The sequence below is a fragment of the Psychrobacter arcticus 273-4 genome (assembly GCF_000012305.1).
GTDB classification, from domain to species: Bacteria; Pseudomonadota; Gammaproteobacteria; order Pseudomonadales; family Moraxellaceae; genus Psychrobacter; species Psychrobacter arcticus.
The window spans coordinates 2,287,027-2,305,067 of sequence record NC_007204.1; the positions used below are offsets into that span (position 1 = coordinate 2,287,027).

Genomic DNA, 18,041 nt, shown 5'->3' on the forward strand with positions numbered 1-18,041 from the left:
AGACTCTTTAGCTTTGTGCTGTAAACTTCCATAATAGTCTTGTTGGAATTCACCTTATGAAGAGCGAGATGAATAATGTTATTAACAATATTTTCTACGTTTGGTAGCGAGTCGTTGAGCACAAGCACCATAATTGGCTATGGTTTGTTTTTAAGCACAGTTGTCGCCATTGCTATGTCATCACAGCGCTGGTTGCTTTGGTACTTGTTTGGTGGCATGGGCTACTGGTTAGCGGTAGAAGTGATTCATCGTTTAGTGACCCATTGGTTTCTATGGTCAGAATGGCACAATTACGTGGTTGCCATGGGTGTCAGTTGGTTGCCTTTAGGCGCATGGGTCTTGTATCGAGCGCTACGCTATGAGGATGTCAGTCGCAGCATGATACAAGAGCGGGAGCTGCATACGGCGCGCTATATTGAGCACACACCCGTCTATGATGACGACTATCAGCCGCGCTTTTATTAAACCCTGCGTTATCATATTGCTGTTATCGAATGTTACAAGATACTTAAGGCTCTCTACGTAACTCCTAAAGAATTGATACCTAGCAATCGTTTATAATCTAGGTACTTATATATTTGTCACAAAAATTGTTATAAAGTACGCATTATTTTGCGTCTCATTTTTTAGGAGTTTGTTTATGTTTACTGTACCGGTTTTGGAGATTAAGTCTGACCCATTAGATGTTTTATTGGCGGTGATTGGTTATCGCTTGTCTATGCTTGCTGATAGCGACAATGAAGACGTCAAAGCGTTATTAGCGGATCGTAAGGTTACGATTGAACTTGCCAGCACTGAAGCGGATGTGGCGCGTTATTATAGCTTTGATAATGGTGAATTTAGCCAACATAGTGGTCATGCCAAAGAAGCAGATCTGACTATTAATTTTAAAGATTCAATGACAGGCGTCAAACTTTTGACCAAAGGCAGCTTGCCTGCCTTTATGACTGCCGTGCAAGAAGGCAATTTAAGCATAGAAGGCGATTACAGCCTAATGATGTGGTTCAATAAGCTTGCCAAGCATATCGTGCCAACTATTCCAGAAGAGTGTAAGCCTTATATCCAAAAAGCCAAGCCGTATGCTTATAAAGCCCAAAAACTTGCCAACCATTGGGTCGGTGTTGCTAAGCACAAGTTGGGTAAATAATCGAATAATCAGAAGCAATGGATAGATAGCTGCTACTGGTAGCTGCGTAACTATTTCGTTAGGTTCTGATTTTCTAAAAAGGTTGCGCTATACTATAGCGCAACCTTTTTTTATTGTAGATCGTACGTCTAAAAATTAAAACAGATGAGCGACATCTGATGTTTATCTTCTATGACCCTGCTTAATATCTTTATAAAAGGATTTAGATTATGTCAGCACTACTTAATATCACAGAGCCAAATAACAACACTAATACCAAGAACGATCATTTTTTAGCGTCATTAACGACTGATGCCACACAATCTACTGCCAGTAAATACAGTCGCGAGCAAATTGCTCAATTATTCGATTTGCCATTGATGGACTTGTTATTACAAGCACAAACCATACATCGTCAGAACTTTACTGCCAATGAAGTACAAATCAGTACCTTGTTGTCCATCAAGACTGGCAACTGCCCTGAAGATTGCGGCTACTGCTCACAATCTGGTCACCACCGCGATAAAACTGAGCTAGTTGCTGAAAAACGCATAGAGGTGAGTAAAGTGATTGCCGCTGCCAAACGCGCAAAAGCCACTGGTTCATCGCGATTTTGTATGGGCGCTGCATGGAAGCACCCCAGCGCGAAAGACATGCCTTATGTGGTGGAACTGGTCAAAGAAGTCAAAGCCTTAGGACTTGAGACCTGCATGACCCTAGGTATGCTAGATACTGATCAAGCCGCGCAGTTGGCAAATGCTGGACTGGATTACTACAATCATAATTTGGATACTTCTAGAAGTTACTACGAGCAAGTAGTCAGTACGCGCAGCTATGATGAGCGTCTAGATACCATTGCAAACGTACGCAACTCAGGTATCAATGTCTGTAGCGGTAATATCGTTGGTATGGGTGAAAGCCGTGACGACCGCATCGACTGGGTACATGAGCTGCTAAAAATGCCTAAAGCACCAGAGTCAATTCCAGTCAACTTACTGGTGCCGATTCAAGGAACTCCAATCGGTGATAAGGTCTTGGCAGAAGGTCAATTGTCAGTCCTTGAGTGGATTCGCACCATTGCTGTGACGCGTATTTGCTGTCCAAGTAGCTATGTACGTCTATCTGCTGGGCGCGAAAGCTTATCCGACGCTGAGCAAGCATTAGCATTTATGGCGGGTGCCAATTCATTCTTTTATGGTGATAAACTTCTGACAACTGGCAATGCCAGTCAATCAGGTGATGATAGATTGATGCGTGAGCTTGGTTTAACCAAGCAGTTTTCTGCCCCTCGTCTACCAAAGCAAGTGCCCGTTCTGGATGCTATGAGCGGTCATCAATCACAAGTCATTTTGGCTAGTTTGAGCTGAGTAGTTTGGGTATAACGCTACCATTATGGGATAATCTGCGCTAAGCTTGCCCGCATTTATCATTGTTTAAAATAACCAAAGAGACTCTAGCATGGCAGATTATTTTAATTGGATTAAAGCGGCACATATTATCTCTGTAGTGTGCTGGTTTGCGGCAATTTTCTACTTGCCGCGCCTATTTGTCTATCATGCAATGAGCGATGACAAAATCAGTCAAGAGCGTTTTATTATAATGGAGCGCAAGCTATATCGCGGTATCATGACGCCAGCTATGATAGCGACCTGGGCTTTTGGTTTATGGATGGTGTTTTTAGGTTGGGACGTCTACAAAACCCAAGGCTGGCTACACGTAAAGATCTTCTTAGTTATTCTATTGTCCGCTTATCATGGTGCCTGCGGTTTTTATCGTAAAAAGCTGGTGGATAGCCCGCAATATAAGTCGCATGTTTTTTGGCGATGGTTTAATGAAGTACCCGTCTTTGCTTTAGTGATTATTATTATTTTGGTCGTTGTTAAACCATTCTAAAATTGGCTTTAATACAGGCAATGCTTAATAAAAAAGCGTCCGTCACTTTAACTTTAGTAAGTGACGGACGCTTTTTTATGTCTGAATTAAATATATTAAAAAAATCCACATTACACGTTCGGGCGCATGACTTGATAGACGTTGCTCAAATCATAAACACGATAGCGCGCAGGCTCACGGCGGCTTTCGCCAGCATAGCTTAGTATCAGCGCTTGCTTAGCTTGCTCATCAACCCAGCCTACAAACAAGCCACTGTGCTCGACACCATTATAGCCATGATTGATATAGTAGAGCCAGTCACCCACTTCGATCTCGCCACTATTGACATAAGGACCTTGACTGTAAGTACCTTTATGTATGGTGTCGCGCGTCACCCCTGCTCGTTTAAACACTGCATTTAGATAATCCCAGCAGCTACCTTGAATAATCGTACGCTCGTTTAGCGCCATTTTACGGGCGGTGCTAATCACTTCACGGGCGGCCAGACTACTTTGCGTCTCAGCATTATTGAGTAGCGGTAGATACTCGCTATCGACATTGTCATAATTGCCTGATAAAAATGCGGGCAAAACTGATGATGCTTGGCGTTGTACTTCAGGATAACGATAATTAGTTTGGGTGTTACCGACATAAGCATTTTGGTTAAAGTCGCTTTTATTGGCATAGCTGCTATTAGAATAAATTGGTTGCGTATTGCTTGTATTTGAACGATAACTATTAAAGGTACCAGCACGTTGGATAGTGGATCGCGTACTAATTTTAGCAGCAGGAACAGCGGGGTACGATGGTGTATAGCGGGCGCTATAATCAGGTTGAGAAGACTTTTGAGCAATTAAGCTGCTCATACTATCGGCGTGAACTTGACCGACGGCACCCAGAGTAAGTAATAATGCACTGCACGACGTTGTGATTGACCAAATGGGCAAACGCGACATGACTAGCTCCTTGTCAATATAGTATCAATAACCGTAGTAGCGATAACCGTATCAATTATAAGTATGGTGAGATTTTTCAATCTTATTTATAAACCATTTGGACAGGATTGTGCAAGCCTTATCACGCTTAAATGAGCGATAAAAAAATGAGCAGGTTAAAAAACCTTTAATAATAAAGGCCTTAATCATTGCTCATTTTGATAGTGACATGACGTTTGGTCAGTGCTTGACCTTGTAAGATAGCTTTGGCAGCAGTGGCTTCTTGGATATTATCAAAGCCGCTAATGTGATATTTACGTCTAGCATCACCATCAGCGATCTCTAATTGCTCGCCCACTAGACTTATCGTATCGCTCTCAGCCAGCTGGATAGGCGTACGCTTTCCTTGATTGTCATGTACCAGTTCACCAGCACGCACCCATAATATGCCGCTATTAATATTACCTACCATAGCCTTTTTATGCTGTTGGCGTTGCCGATTAAAAAAGAAGCTACCGATAATCAGTAATGCTAGCGCACCAATGGACCATCGTACCGGCAACAAACTCATCGCCAGCGCTACGGCCACTGCGCCTACCAATAACGCCGCACCAAACCAAAACAGCCCATTGTCTAATGCTTGGGGCTGTCCTTGTAAAGTGATTTTGGCGCCGTCATCAGTCAGCTTAAGCATGGGTTACTACCTATTAATTGGCAATTATAGTCGGTGAAAAGTAATATCGATACAACAGGTATTACTGGTGCAAATTTTTCTTGCTTGCTGTGCCTACGCAGACAGAGGCTGCAAAAAATTTACACCAGCAATACGGTAGCGACAGTAAAGTATTTCAACTATAGAGAGCATTAGCAACAAAATTACCAACCGAGCGCGGTTTTTTGCATGGCAATAAGCTCAGCGATACCTTTTTCGGCAAGAACAAGCATATCATCAGCTTGTGCGCGAGTGAATGGCTTTTCTTCTGCCGTCCCTTGCAGCTCAATGAATTCGCCTTTTTGTGTCATTACCACATTGAGGTCTGTATCACAGCTGGCATCTTCTTCGTAGTTCAAATCCAAATACGCTTCACCATCTTTCATACCGACAGAAACGGCAGCAACCAAACCAATCAATGGATCCGCTTTCAATTTTTTGGTTTTTTGGATGCTCTCTAAGGCATCAATAAGGGCAATCGCAGCACCGGTCACACTAGCGGTACGAGTACCGCCATCGGCTTGTAAGACATCACAATCAAGGTAGATGGTGTTTTCACCGAGCTTACTCAAATCAATCATGGCACGTAAGCTACGACCAATTAAACGCTGTATTTCTTGGGTACGACCTGACTGCTTACCACGTGCCGCTTCACGCTGATTACGGGTATTGGTCGCGCGTGGTAGCATGCCATATTCGGCCGTGATCCAGCCTTTGCCTTTACCCTTTAACCAGCGCGGTACGCCAGATTCAACACTAGCGGTACACAATACTTTGGTGTCGCCAAAGCTGACCAATACTGACCCTTCGGCATGCTTAGTATAATGGCGCTCAAAGCTGATTGAACGAAGTTGATTAAGCTCACGGTTGTCAATACGCATAAAATTCCCTAGTACGAGGTTGTAAAAGCAAGGTTATAAAATAAAAGGTTTATCGTTATTTGGTTAGCCAGTCAGTATTTACAAAAAATTCATATAGTCGGTGCAAAGTAATATCGATACAACACCTACTACTGGTGCAAATTTTTCTTGCTTGCTGTGCCTACGCAGACAGAGGCTGCAAAAAATTTACACCAGCAATACGGTAGCGACTTTAAAGTATTTCAACTATATATTAAAATAAATGACAGCTGAATGCCCTAACAGGGCTAAACGTTAGGTTATCCTAACGTGACAACGGTGCAATAGCAAGATTCACACAAGCTATCACACCGCTGTTTTGGATGAAAATAGCTGTAAAAGTTATTCTAAACCTTCCATCTTACGCAATTCTTTACGCAGGATTTTGCCCACGTTTGATTTTGGTAATTCATCCACAAATTGAATATGACGCGGACGTTTATAGCCGGTCAATTGTTTTTTGCCAAAATCAAGCAGCTCTTGCTCGGTAACGTTACCTTTTTTGACCACATACAGCTTTGGATCTTCACCGCGATCATCATTTGGAATACCAATCGCGCCGCACTCTACTATGCCTGGATGCTCGCTCATCGCTTCTTCGATCTCATTCGGATAAACGTTAAAACCAGAAACTAAAATCATGTCTTTTTTGCGATCAACAATTTTGATAAAGCCTTTTTCATCTATGATACCGATGTCGCCTGTTTTAAGATGACCACTGGCAGTGAAGCTTTCAGCCGTTTCTTCAGGGCAGTTTTGGTAGCCAATCATGACTTGTGGACCTTTGACACAGATTTCACCGCGCTCACCAATAGCCACTTTGTTTTCATCATCGTCAATCAAAATAACATCGGTACTAGGGGCAGGGATACCAATCTTCCCGGTGAATTCAGCAATGGTCATCGGGTTAAAGGCAACCACTGGTGAGGTTTCAGACAAACCATAGCCTTCAACGATAGGCAGACCCGTGATTTTATGCCACTTTTTTGCCACGCTTGGTAATACCGACATACCGCCACCAATAGAGGATTTTAAACTAGAGAAATCTAAATCTGCAAAACCTTCTTTATGTACCAGTCCGTTAAACAAAGTATTTACCGCAGGGATAAAGGCTGGTTTGTATTTGCCCATCTCTTTGATCAAACCATCAAGATCACGCGGATTTGGAATAAGCAAACCAGCACAACCTTGGTACATGCTATACATCCCGCAAACCATAAACGAAAACACATGGTATAGCGGTAGCGCGGTCAAAAGAACATCAGTAGCGTCGACATCCTCTTCAAAAGCGCTGTTCATCAAGGCGCTAATCTGTAGCATATTAGCGATTAAGTTACCATGAGAGAGCATCGCACCCTTAGCCACACCAGTCGTACCACCAGTATATTGCAATAATGCCACATCGCTTAAATTCAAATCAGGACGCTTATACTTGCTGGCTGATACGGCATTTAGTGCATGCTTAAAGCTGAGGCTCTCTGGCAAACTATAAGCGGGAATCATTTTTTTGACATGGCGCGCGACAAGGTTGACCACAGGCCCTTTGATCGTGCCTAGCATGTCGCCAATTTTACAGACGATGATATGCTTAACTTGACCCTTATCCTGTGCATCTTGATAAGTTTTTGCAAAGTTCTCGACGATGAATAATGCTTTGGTACCACTGTCATGCAGCTGATGCGATAACTCTCGGCTGGTATACAAAGGATTGACATTCACTAGCACCATACCTGCACGGATGATACCCAAAGCCACCACGGGATACTGCAAAATATTGGGCATCATAACACCGACTTTATCACCTTTGACCAGTCCTAATGACTGTAAATAACTGGCAATTTGACGACTGTATAAATCCAATTGCTTAAAGGTAATAGAGGCGCCCATGCAGATGTAGGCAGTTTTTTGTCCATAACGGCTAAAGTTACGCTCGAACACATCAAGTAAAGAGGTACTGTCATCTGGCATCTCAATAGTAGGATTAATGCCATAGCGCTCATAAGCGCTTAACCATGGACTGTCACTTGCTATCGTCGGCATAGTAGGAAACACGTTAGTTGCAGCCATTGATTGAGTGTTATTCACAGCTTTATGGTCTGTCATCTCTTTATTGATATTGTCAGTCATAATTTTCCTTAAATGTTGCCGTTAAAATATAGAATATTTCTAATTAAATCACCGTGGTCGTTAGTCACCCATTTACAAAACCAAAAACTTGTGAATAAAAAGTCTTTTCGCTCATAAGCAAACAAATCTTTTCATTCACAAATCTTTTAAATCAAAAATTATCACCTTCACACTCAACTCTATTATTTACTATAAAACCGTTAAAAAGAACACGGCTGCAGCGCTTTATATAATTGAAATACTTTAAAGTCGCTACCGTATTGCTGGTGTAAATTTTTTGCAGCCTCTGTCTGCGTAGGCACAGCAAGCAAGAAAAATTTGCACCAGCAATACGTGTTGTGTTGTGTTGTATCGATATTACTTTTCACCGACTATAGTGATCATTCTGTGAAAGCTTTGGACGATAAAAGTCTGAAAACCATACACTTTTATCGTTAAGCACAAAAAATATCGATACGGACTATATCAGTTTTACGGAGAATTCTCTATGCATACCACCAAATCATAATAGGAAAACAAAAAAATGATAAGGTCCTATATAAGCGACCTTATCATCATTGACAATCATCTTTTACAACGATATTTACTAGCCATTTCTACTAGCTAGCACATCAACTATTAAACGGTTTGCATCCCTGCTTCTCACTGATAGATAAAGATAAAAGCGGATAAAAAGCGCTCTGAACTTGATGGTAGATAAACAATCTAACCGTGGTTCTTTTCTTCAAGCAGGCGCAGATCTTTATGTAAAATCTTACCGACGTTCGATTTTGGCAACTCATCAATAAATTCAACATAACGTGGGCGCTTATAGCCGGTTAGGTTTTCTTTGCTATAGGCAAGCACTTCTTCTTTAGTCAAGCTGTCGTCACTACGTACCACATAAATCTTCGGTACTTCGCCACTCTTTTCATCTTCGACACCGATGACACCACATTCCAAAATCTTTGGATGGGCTGACATCACATCTTCTACTTCGTTTGGATAAACATTAAAGCCTGATACCAAAATCATGTTTTTCTTACGATCAACAATTTTAAAGTAGCCTTCTTCATCCATCACGCCGATATCACCCGTACGGAAATAACCGTCAGCAGTCATGACTTCAGCCGTGGCATCATCACGTTTCCAGTAGCCTTTCATCACTTGCGGACCACGAACACAAATCTCACCGCGCTCACCAAGTGCCACCTCATTGCCTTCTTCATCCAAGATAGCCATGTCAGTCGCTGGCATCGGCAGACCGATATTACCTGAGAATTCCCCATTACCTTGTGGGTTTGCAGAAGCAACCGGAGAGGTCTCTGACAGACCATAGCCTTGTACGATCACATTACCCGTAATTTTTTGCCATTTTTCAGCGGTATCTTTTAGAACTGCCATGCCGCCGCCCATAGACAGCTGAAGCTTGCTATGATCTAAGGCTTTAAATACCTCACTATTCGCCAACGCATTGAATAATGTATTTACTGCTGGAAAAAACGCGGGTGGGTAATCTTTATAAGCTTTGATTAAGCTTGCAGCATCACGTGGGTTTGGCACCAATAAACCGATACAGCCGCGATATAAGCCGAACATGCCACAAACGGTAAATGAGAAGATATGATATAGCGGCAATGCAGTCATAATGACAGGCTGCTCAGACATACCTTCAAACTTATCAAAAGTATCACCAAGATACGTATCACACTGAATCAGGTTGGCGACTAAGTTGCCATGCGTGAGCATCGCACCTTTGGCGACGCCTGTGGTACCACCGGTATACTGCAGAACAGCAACATCATCAAGGCAGATATTATCTGGACGTTTGTAATTTTTCGCCGGAAAGCGATTCAGTGCCGTTTTAAAGTTTGTACTGCTTTTAAGATTATAATCAGGTACCAACTTCTTCACATGGCGCACAACCATATTGACAATAAAGCCTTTCAATGGACTCATCAGGTCGCCCATCGATGTTACGACGACATGGTCAACCAAGTCTTTGCCAATCTCTTCATAAGTTTTGGCAAAGTTCTCTAAAATAAATAATGCTTTGGTGTCAGAGTCTGTTAGCTGATGCTCAAGCTCTTTTGAGGTGTAAAGCGGGTTGACGTTAACCAAGGTCATGCCAGCACGCAGCACGCCCAATACTGCAACGGGTAGCTGCAAGATATTTGGCATCATAACGCCGACTTTATCGCCTTTTTTCAGTCCAAGTGACTGCAAGTAGGCAGCAATTTGTTTACTATAGCGATCTAAATCTTCGTAAGCGAGTTTTGCATCCATACAGACAAAAGCTGTTTTACCAGCATGTTTAACAAAATTTTGCTCAAATATATCGATTAAAGAAGTATTAGCGGCTGGCATATCAATATCATATTGAATACCAAGCTTTTCGTAAGTTTTCACCCATACTTTATCGTTACGACGGATTTGGTTACCTTGATTTTCCATAATCTTACTTCTCCTAGTAAATAGTGCGCTACTGTAAACCCATCATCACAACAATGTCATAAACGTACAAAGACTCGGTGCACCAGCTAACCATGGTGATGGCAAGCAAGGCTGGCGGGACAAAGATATGGCGATATGGCGATGTGTCAACAATTTAGCGGTAAATAGCCCTTTATTGTTTAACATACACACTTTATACAAACTACTCAATACAAAAAAGTGCTACTTGAGTTCGCAAAATGGCTTGACGATCCATATTTCCATTTATATCAGGGAGCTATAGTTGAAATACTTTAAAGTCGCTATAGTAAGCCCAGTATAAAAACGATACAGCGGGACTGGAATGAATTTTTTGCAGCCTCTGTCTGCGCAGGCACAGCAAGCAAGAAAAATTTGCACCAGTAGTACGGGTTGTATCGATATTACTTTTCACCGACTATAATTGCGATTACAGCCAAATAACTCACCTTTTATTGATAAGTAAGATGATAAAAACAAGTGAGATTAACGATACTCATCTTATTTTCTAAAAGCTATCGACCAACATATTATAGGATCATCATGTTCAATAAGACCATCACGTTAAGCACGTCATGCACTGTCGTTTATACTGAGTTGTGGCTTTTTAATTGCGCCAATATCCTTTAGGATAGCACCATCCTATTTGCACGATTGCACCGATTTTTTATACCTATTAAAACTGATAAGTGAACCCTATTTTATGTCCGATGTTATCGATCACACGCTTGACCCAATCCTTGCAAACGAACCAATGGATACGCGCTCAGTGGCGGAGTTCGCTGAGCAAGCGTATCTTAATTATGCCATGTACGTCATCATGGATCGGGCGCTGCCAAATATCGCTGATGGTCTAAAGCCTGTCCAGCGCCGTATCGTTTATGCAATGAGCGAACTTGGGCTGAAATCAACGGCTAAAGCGAAAAAATCTGCGCGTACAGTCGGTGACGTATTGGGTAAATATCATCCGCATGGCGATAGTGCCTGTTATGAAGCGATGGTACTCATGGCACAGCCGTTTAGTTATCGCTATCCGCTGATTACCGGTCAAGGTAACTGGGGTAGCCCTGATGATCCAAAATCTTTTGCCGCCATGCGTTATACCGAAGCGAAAATGTCTGCTTATGCCAATACCTTACTCGCGGAATTGGGTCAAGGTACGGTTGATTGGCAGGATAACTTCGATGGCACCATGCAAGAGCCGACTACTCTGCCCGCTCGCCTGCCCAATATTTTATTGAATGGTACGACCGGTATTGCCGTTGGTATGGCAACGGATATTCCGCCGCATAATCTCATTGAAGTGGTTCGTGCTGCTATTCGTCTGCTGAAAAATCCTGAGCTATCGGTTAAACAACTCACCCAGTCAATACCAGCGCCTGATTTGCCAACGCCAGCTGAAATCATCACCAGCAAAAAAGATCTGCAAGCCATGTATGAGACTGGACGTGGCAGCTATAAAATGCGTGCAACTTTTCATATTGACCCTAAAGAAAAAAACCTCGTCATCATCGATGCGCTCCCGTATCAAGTCTCAGGCAATAAAATCCAAGAGCAAATTGCCAAGCTGATGACCGATAAAAAGCTGCCTTGGATTACGGATATTCATGATGAATCAGACCACGAAAACGCTTGCCGTATCGTGCTCGAGTTACGCTCAACGCGGGTCGATGTCGATCGCGTCATGAGTCATCTGTTTGCTAGTACTGACTTAGAAAGCAATTACCGCGTAAATATGAATATGATTGGCTTAAATGGTAAGCCACAAGTTAAAAACCTTAAAGAAATCTTAGAAGAATGGCTGGTTTGCCGCCGCTCAGTGGTCACCCGCCGTTTGCAGTATCGCCTCGATAAAATTGATAAGCGCTTGCATATCCTTGCAGGTCTGCTGATTGCTTATCTAAATATTGATGAAGTCATTCGCATTATTCGTGAAGAGGACGATCCAAAATTATCGTTAATGCAAGATTATGATCTCACCGATATTCAAGCCAATGCCATCTTGGACATTCGTTTGCGTCAACTAGCAAAATTAGAAGAGATTGAGCTGCGCCGCGAGCAAGATGAGCTGGCAGCAGAACGGGCAATCATTCAAGAGTATTTGGATAATCCAGACAGTCTAACCACTCTGATGATTGATGAGCTCACTGCCGATATGAAAGAACATGGCAACGAGCGTGTGTCACCACTGGCTGAACGCGAAGAAGCGCAGGCATTAAAAGAATCTGACCTCGTACCAAGCGAGCCGATTACCGCTGTGTTATCAAAAGCCGGTTGGATTCGTGCTGCCAAAGGACACGATGTCGATGCCGCTGGTATGAGCTATCGCTCAGGCGATGCCTATCAAGCGCACGTGCGCGGTAAATCGAATGAGAAAATCTACGTCCTTGATAGTACAGGTCGCAGCTATAGCATTGATGCGCATAGTTTAGCTTCCGCTCGTGGTCAAGGTGATCCGCTCACCAGTGTCTTAAAACCGCCAGCAGGTGCAACTTTTGAGCAGCTATTAACCGGTGCAGATGATCAGCGCATTATCCTCGCCAGCTCGCAAGGTTATGGTTTTATCAATACCATTGGCAATCTTGATAGCAATCAAAAAGCGGGGAAAAACATCATTAATCTAGCCGCTAATAGCCGATTGTTACCTATTGCGTGTATCGATACTCAAGCTGATTTGCTGGTAAGCGCTGAGAATAATGGCATATCTGATACTGAAAATAGCTCTACGCCTGACCATATCGCTGTCGTGACCAATGCTGGCTATTTATTGATATTTGCGCTTGATGATTTGCCTGAACAGGCTCGCGGCAAGGGTAATAAGATGATTACTCTAAAAGGTGATGAAGAAGTGCTTACCATCACGCCACTCAGTAAACAAGACAGCTTAATCATTACTGCTGGCAAGCGACATGTGACCTTAAAGCCGATGGATTTAGCCAACTATACCTCCAAACGCGGTAGCCGTGGTGGTCAGTTGCCAAGAGGCTTTCAGAATGTGACGAGTGTTGAGGTTATACAATGAAAAAATTTGCTGTTTTAATTGACGCTGATAACTCATCACACCGTAGTATAGAGCCTATCTTAGAAGAAATTGCGAAATATGGTATTGCTAGTATCAAACGTATTTATGGTGATTGGAGTATAGAAGCGCTGCAATCATGGCGAGATAAGTTGCTACCTAATGCAATTACACCAGTACAACAGTTTGCTTATGTTAGTCAAAAAGATGCTACTGATATGAAGTTAGTGATAGATGCTATGGACATACTATATGCAGGGGATGTCGATGGCTTTTGTATTGTTTCCAGTGATAGTGACTTCACGCCATTAGCATCTCGTATTCGTGAAAGTGGATTACTTGTCTATGGATTTGGAAAAAAGAGTACGGTTAAGTCGTTCGTAAATGCCTGTGATAAATTTGTTTATGTTGAAAACCTTTTGCCTGAGCATGAAAACAAAATTTTAATAGCGAGAAATTCAAGCGCTCACATTAGCTCTAGTACCGTTAAAGTTGACAGTAAAGCGGTGAGTTTACAGACAAATCCAACACATATTAAAAATATTGAAGTAGACATACCTACTCTCAACCTTATTTATAAAGCTATTAAAGATAACTCTGATGATGAAGGTTGGGCAAGCTTAGCGGAGATAGGTAATTATATTAATAACGTAAGACCAGACTTTGATACACGTACATACGGGCGCGCAAAACTGTCAGGATTGTTAAAAAAACTATTAAAGTTTGAATGTAAAATTGAAGACAGCCATATGCTCGTTAGAAAGTTTAACTTCCCACTCTTTATTGAGATGATTCGTACCACGGTTATTGAAATGACTAAGGAAGATGCTAATAGTAATGGTTGGGTTTTTTTATCCAATCTTATTGAGAATCTAAAATCTCAAGTTAGAAATCATCCAATATTAACTCACCTTTCAGAACACGAGATTGAACAAAAGATTTTAATTATTGATCCAAAATATGTAAATTTTAATGATGATAAAAGTCTTATTCGGATTACTACCTAATTAAAACTGATTAATAAATTAATATTAAGGAAGTAGTAAAGCCTAATATTTTTATATTATTTAGAATTTTATGGGTCTCATTACTTACTATAAACAGGACTGCCAAAGCCACTATGAATAATAAAACACCCACTCCCAAAATCATCTTTTTTGACATCGATGACACCTTAAGCCGCAACGGTATTATAGCCGCTCACAACCAAGCAACGCTTGAAGCGCTCGCCCAAACTGATATTAAACTGGTGATTTCAACCGGACGTTCCAAAGCCATATTGCCTGCGGATATACTAGCCTTATTTGAGGCTGATGTATTCGACGCCATTATCTGTATGAATGGACAATATAGCTTTAATAAAGATGGCATGATTAGTCATTATCCATTAACAGCTACGCAGACTAACAAGATTGTCATGCTATGCCAAAAAAGTGAACTCATTCACAAATTTGACTCAGCGACTCATATTGCATGGTCACATGAGAATGAGCGACTGCGTGAATACAATGCAATCACGCCAAACTCTATTCTTGACCCAGACTATCATAAGGCAAATACGGTTTATCAATGTTCTGTATTCTTTAACAATCAAGAAGAGAAAATGCAGGATGTCGATTTTACTCAGGATGATTTAAAACTGGTACATTGGCATCATATTGGCGCAGATATATTACCAGCAGAAGCATCCAAAGCACGCGGTATCATAGATTTATGCCTGCATTACAATATTGATGCGAAGGATTGTATGGCGTTTGGTGACGGGTTGAATGATTTAGAAATGTTTGATTTGGTCGGCTATGCGGTGGCAATGGGCGATGCAAAACCCGAGCTGATCGCGCGTGCGGATTTTGTCACCGGTACGATTGAAGAGCATGGTATTCAAGCGGTTGTTAAGCACTTACATATGGACCAATAGGATTAAAAAATCTATTAAATGACATGGTCAAAAATGTAAGGCCTCAACGTTATTTAGCCTCTTCCAGCTACCAATCCATCAACCCAACTACCAAGATTATAAAGTGCAACAGCGATCAAAATAAATATCAATGCCGCGATAAAATAAGCCAAAAATGTGGGCATACCGGTCAACCAGCCAATATAGTCGGTGAAAAGTAATATCGATACAACACCTACTACTGGTGCAAATTTTTCTTGCTTGCTGTGCCTACGCAGACAGAGGCTGCAAAAAATTTACACCAGCAATACGGTAGCGACCGTAAAGTATTTTAACTATAGTGAATGCCACGCCAAGATAGGCTTCTAATGGCCAGCTTAAGAGGGGCGTGTCCATACCAGCATTGAAAAAAGCAATGATTGCGCACAGACCTAGCACAGCAGCAATAAGTCCAGCGATTTTACGATTCGTTATATCGTCTCTGTTGTACAATCAAATCAATTTAGTTACTCAATAGTGTAATCATTAAGGCATCGTCAGACCGCCATCAACGGCAATAGATTGACCCGTGATGGCTAAGCTTAAGTCAGATGCCATCAGCAATACTGAATTGGCAAAGTCGGCAACTGAGGTCGCTTGGCGCAGTGGCGTCGTCGTGGCGATATAATCAAAGACTTCTTCGGTCGTTAATTTACTAGCGTCAGTCGTTTTGAGTAGTCCACCTGCCAATAAGTTCACCCGAATACCATATTGCCCCAGCTCCGCCGCTAAATTGCGTGTCAGACCAATGAGTGCAGATTTTGCGGTAGTATAGTCATAATAAGTGACCACCGGATTATAAACCAGATTGGTTGAAATATTGATAATCTTACCCATCTGCTGAGTTTTCATTTGTGGCAATACCGCTTGTACCGTATTGACTGCGCCTTGAACAATGCCGTCAATTTGCTGGGAAAAATGTGCCCATTTAACGGTCTCAATACTGGTGTAATCAGCGCTCGGATTAAATTGATAGCTCGGTAAAGCATTGTTAACCAATATATCGATACGTCCGAAACGCTCTATAACTGCTGCTGCCATTGCTTGCATTTGCGCTAAATCAGTCACATCCCCTTGATAGGCAAACGCTTGCCCACCTGCTGCTTTGATATCAGCAACCACTTTTTCAGCCGCCTCTTTACTATTCAAATAATTAACGCAAACGCTCGCACCTGCTGCTGCCAGCTGTGCAGCAATTTTCGCGCCGAGACCACGACTTGCGCCTGTGACAATGGCGACTTTATCAGTAAGAAGTGCCGGAATAACAGTTTGAGCCATGATGTTGCATCCTTTATTATTATGTTATGGTTAGAGTATGACTATACTTATAGAGCGCTGACTAAAGACCAAATCACATTCATCATAGCATGATTGATTGATCGATATTATTGCGTAAGCAGTACTCCTAGCATTGGCTAGCGCCGAACCCATTGAAGCCACCGCCCTTTGAATTATTGCCCTTTGAATTATTGCGCATACCAATACCAAGGTTGACCCAGAGAACAAATACTCGATTCCCTATATGGGGGGCAGTTCAAATGTTCAGCGTTTTTTTGTGCATTATATTTGGTGTTTATAAATGCAAATCGGTTTCGCTACCTTTGTGTTCAATTCGGCGTTGTTCACGGCGCTGGTAGCGCAGACCAGAAGCAGCAAACCATTGCAGCTTAGTCTCTTGTAGTAAGTCACTGAGCCCCTGCAACTGTACTTGTAAGGTTTGGGTCAACCAAAAGTAGCCTTGCCACTCAAAGCCTAAATTTTCCACACTTGGATATTCTGATACCGTGATTCGGGTAATGGGACGAAAAACCTCGTCATTTGGGCTACGCAATACCGCCGCCATATGTTGCATCGCTTGAGTCAATTCATGTTGATAATGTATAAGTAGGATATGATTTTCATCGTCAATTTCAATATTAGCCAAGCGCGGCGCAGCACTTAATAATAAATCAATAGTACCAATAATATTACGATGCGTGCGCTGAATCGTCTCTAACGTCTCTTTGTCGATTCCGGATTCGCTGGCAGTCGCAGCGATATGCGGGCGTACAGCTAACAAGCGCTTATTAATTTTTTGTAATGCTTTAACCAAAGATTTATTAACTGGTGTATCAGGTACAGATCGGCTCGCAGGATAAGTCAAACTTGATAAGCTAGTAGCCTTGCTAAATTTAAACGGCTTAGGCACCAACACCTCAGCATCAATATGATTTCCAACCCCTGCATACAGATTGCTGCATGTTTCAAGATTGCTTGCCAATAAAAACCGCCACATCAAGGTGGATTTTAGCGGTAAAATCAAGGTTGCCGCGACTGCCACGCCAGCACCAAGCAAGATATTAAAGGCGCGATAGAGACCATCTTGGGCGATATTGGTGTGATCAGGGCTTGAGACAATCATCAACATCGTAATACCCGTTAGCAGACCTATATAGCCCAACTGCTTGACTGCCACATAACCGATGATGCCGCTAATAATACCAATCAGCGCATAATACAACCACAACCAGCCACCGATATCTTGAATCAGCCATAAAAAACTCAGTCCGACACCTACACCGAGTATGGTACCCAAAATCCGCTCTTTTGCCTTGGTATAAATCGCCCCTTGATACTGCAACAAGCCCAATATCACAAACACAGTAATGGTTGTCCACTCACCATGTGGCAGGTTCGTAAACTCATTCACCACTAGTGCAATGAGAACGGCGCTACCCAAACGTATCGCATGCAGTACGTCAGCATGCTGATAGCGTGCGTAAGGCTCAATAAGCGGTGCGGTAAATCGTTGCCAAATAGTCGGTTTCACGCAGCACGCCTCTTATGATTAAGAGCAATTGGAATTAAAAAGGGTATAAAAATAACGCCTTTTACCTATTAAAAGATAAAAGACGTTAAGTGTCAAAGCATGCTAGCATATCACCAGAAAAAAGCACGATTATAGTCGGTGAAAAGTAATATCGA

The 18,041-nt window shown here is 42.2% G+C and carries 14 protein-coding genes; 7 read left to right on the forward strand and 7 right to left on the reverse strand.

Annotation, left to right across the window (positions count from 1 at the left end):
• Positions 1 to 75: 75 nt before the first annotated feature.
• From aciT to hemJ, 4 genes are all read left to right on the forward strand, one after another.
• Complete coding sequence (gene aciT, locus PSYC_RS09620) at positions 76 to 465, forward strand: AciT family ciprofloxacin tolerance protein (RefSeq protein ID WP_011281117.1); 390 nt, start codon at positions 76 to 78, stop codon at positions 463 to 465.
• 175 nt (positions 466 to 640) lie between these two features.
• Positions 641 to 1,147 carry a hypothetical protein gene (locus tag PSYC_RS09625; RefSeq protein WP_011281118.1) on the forward strand — a complete coding sequence of 169 codons (507 nt, stop codon included), beginning with the start codon at positions 641 to 643 and terminating at the stop codon, positions 1,145 to 1,147.
• 209 nt (positions 1,148 to 1,356) lie between these two features.
• Complete coding sequence (gene bioB / locus PSYC_RS09630) at positions 1,357 to 2,493, forward strand: biotin synthase BioB (RefSeq protein ID WP_011281119.1); 1,137 nt, start codon at positions 1,357 to 1,359, stop codon at positions 2,491 to 2,493.
• 91 nt (positions 2,494 to 2,584) lie between these two features.
• On the forward strand, positions 2,585 to 3,019 hold the full coding sequence (gene hemJ, locus PSYC_RS09635) for a protoporphyrinogen oxidase HemJ (protein WP_011281120.1): 435 nt from the start codon (positions 2,585 to 2,587) through the stop codon (positions 3,017 to 3,019).
• 110 nt (positions 3,020 to 3,129) lie between these two features.
• On the opposite strand, the gene PSYC_RS09640 is transcribed toward hemJ, so the two are convergent.
• From PSYC_RS09640 to PSYC_RS09660, 5 genes are all read right to left on the reverse strand, one after another.
• Positions 3,130 to 3,954 carry a hypothetical protein gene (locus PSYC_RS09640; protein WP_011281121.1) on the reverse strand — a complete coding sequence of 275 codons (825 nt, stop codon included), beginning with the start codon at positions 3,952 to 3,954 and terminating at the stop codon, positions 3,130 to 3,132.
• 181 nt (positions 3,955 to 4,135) lie between these two features.
• Positions 4,136 to 4,627 (reverse strand): hypothetical protein, encoded by a 492-nt coding sequence (locus PSYC_RS09645; RefSeq protein ID WP_011281122.1) that lies wholly within the window; start codon positions 4,625 to 4,627, stop codon positions 4,136 to 4,138.
• A 182-nt stretch (positions 4,628 to 4,809) separates the two neighbouring features.
• Positions 4,810 to 5,526, reverse strand: coding sequence for a ribonuclease PH (rph, locus tag PSYC_RS09650; RefSeq protein ID WP_011281123.1), 717 nt, complete (start codon positions 5,524 to 5,526; stop codon positions 4,810 to 4,812).
• 360 nt (positions 5,527 to 5,886) lie between these two features.
• The gene (locus PSYC_RS09655) at positions 5,887 to 7,611 is read right to left on the reverse strand and encodes an AMP-binding protein (protein WP_049750959.1); all 1,725 of its coding nucleotides are present in this window, start codon (positions 7,609 to 7,611) and stop codon (positions 5,887 to 5,889) included.
• A 765-nt stretch (positions 7,612 to 8,376) separates the two neighbouring features.
• Positions 8,377 to 10,104: an AMP-binding protein gene (locus PSYC_RS09660; protein WP_011281125.1), complete on the reverse strand. Its 1,728-nt coding sequence runs from the start codon at positions 10,102 to 10,104 to the stop codon at positions 8,377 to 8,379.
• Between the two features lie 721 nt (positions 10,105 to 10,825).
• Between PSYC_RS09660 and parC the strand changes: the two genes are divergently transcribed.
• From parC to PSYC_RS09675, 3 genes are all read left to right on the forward strand, one after another.
• A complete protein-coding gene (gene parC / locus PSYC_RS09665) occupies positions 10,826 to 13,144 on the forward strand; it encodes a DNA topoisomerase IV subunit A (RefSeq protein ID WP_011281126.1) in 2,319 nt (772 codons plus the stop codon).
• Positions 13,141 to 14,148: an NYN domain-containing protein gene (locus tag PSYC_RS09670; protein ID WP_011281127.1), complete on the forward strand. Its 1,008-nt coding sequence runs from the start codon at positions 13,141 to 13,143 to the stop codon at positions 14,146 to 14,148. The genes parC and PSYC_RS09670 overlap by 4 nt, the downstream gene beginning before the upstream one ends.
• Before the next feature lie 113 nt (positions 14,149 to 14,261).
• Positions 14,262 to 15,059, forward strand: a complete 798-nt coding sequence (locus PSYC_RS09675) for a Cof-type HAD-IIB family hydrolase (protein WP_011281128.1) — start codon at positions 14,262 to 14,264, stop codon at positions 15,057 to 15,059.
• 504 nt (positions 15,060 to 15,563) lie between these two features.
• Here PSYC_RS09675 and PSYC_RS09685 read toward each other — a convergent pair.
• Entirely contained in the window at positions 15,564 to 16,355 is a 792-nt protein-coding gene (locus PSYC_RS09685; protein ID WP_011281129.1) for a 3-oxoacyl-ACP reductase, read from the reverse strand.
• A gap of 295 nt (positions 16,356 to 16,650) precedes the next feature.
• Positions 16,651 to 17,886, reverse strand: coding sequence for an FUSC family protein (locus PSYC_RS09690; protein ID WP_011281130.1), 1,236 nt, complete (start codon positions 17,884 to 17,886; stop codon positions 16,651 to 16,653).
• Positions 17,887 to 18,041: the final 155 nt, after the last annotated feature.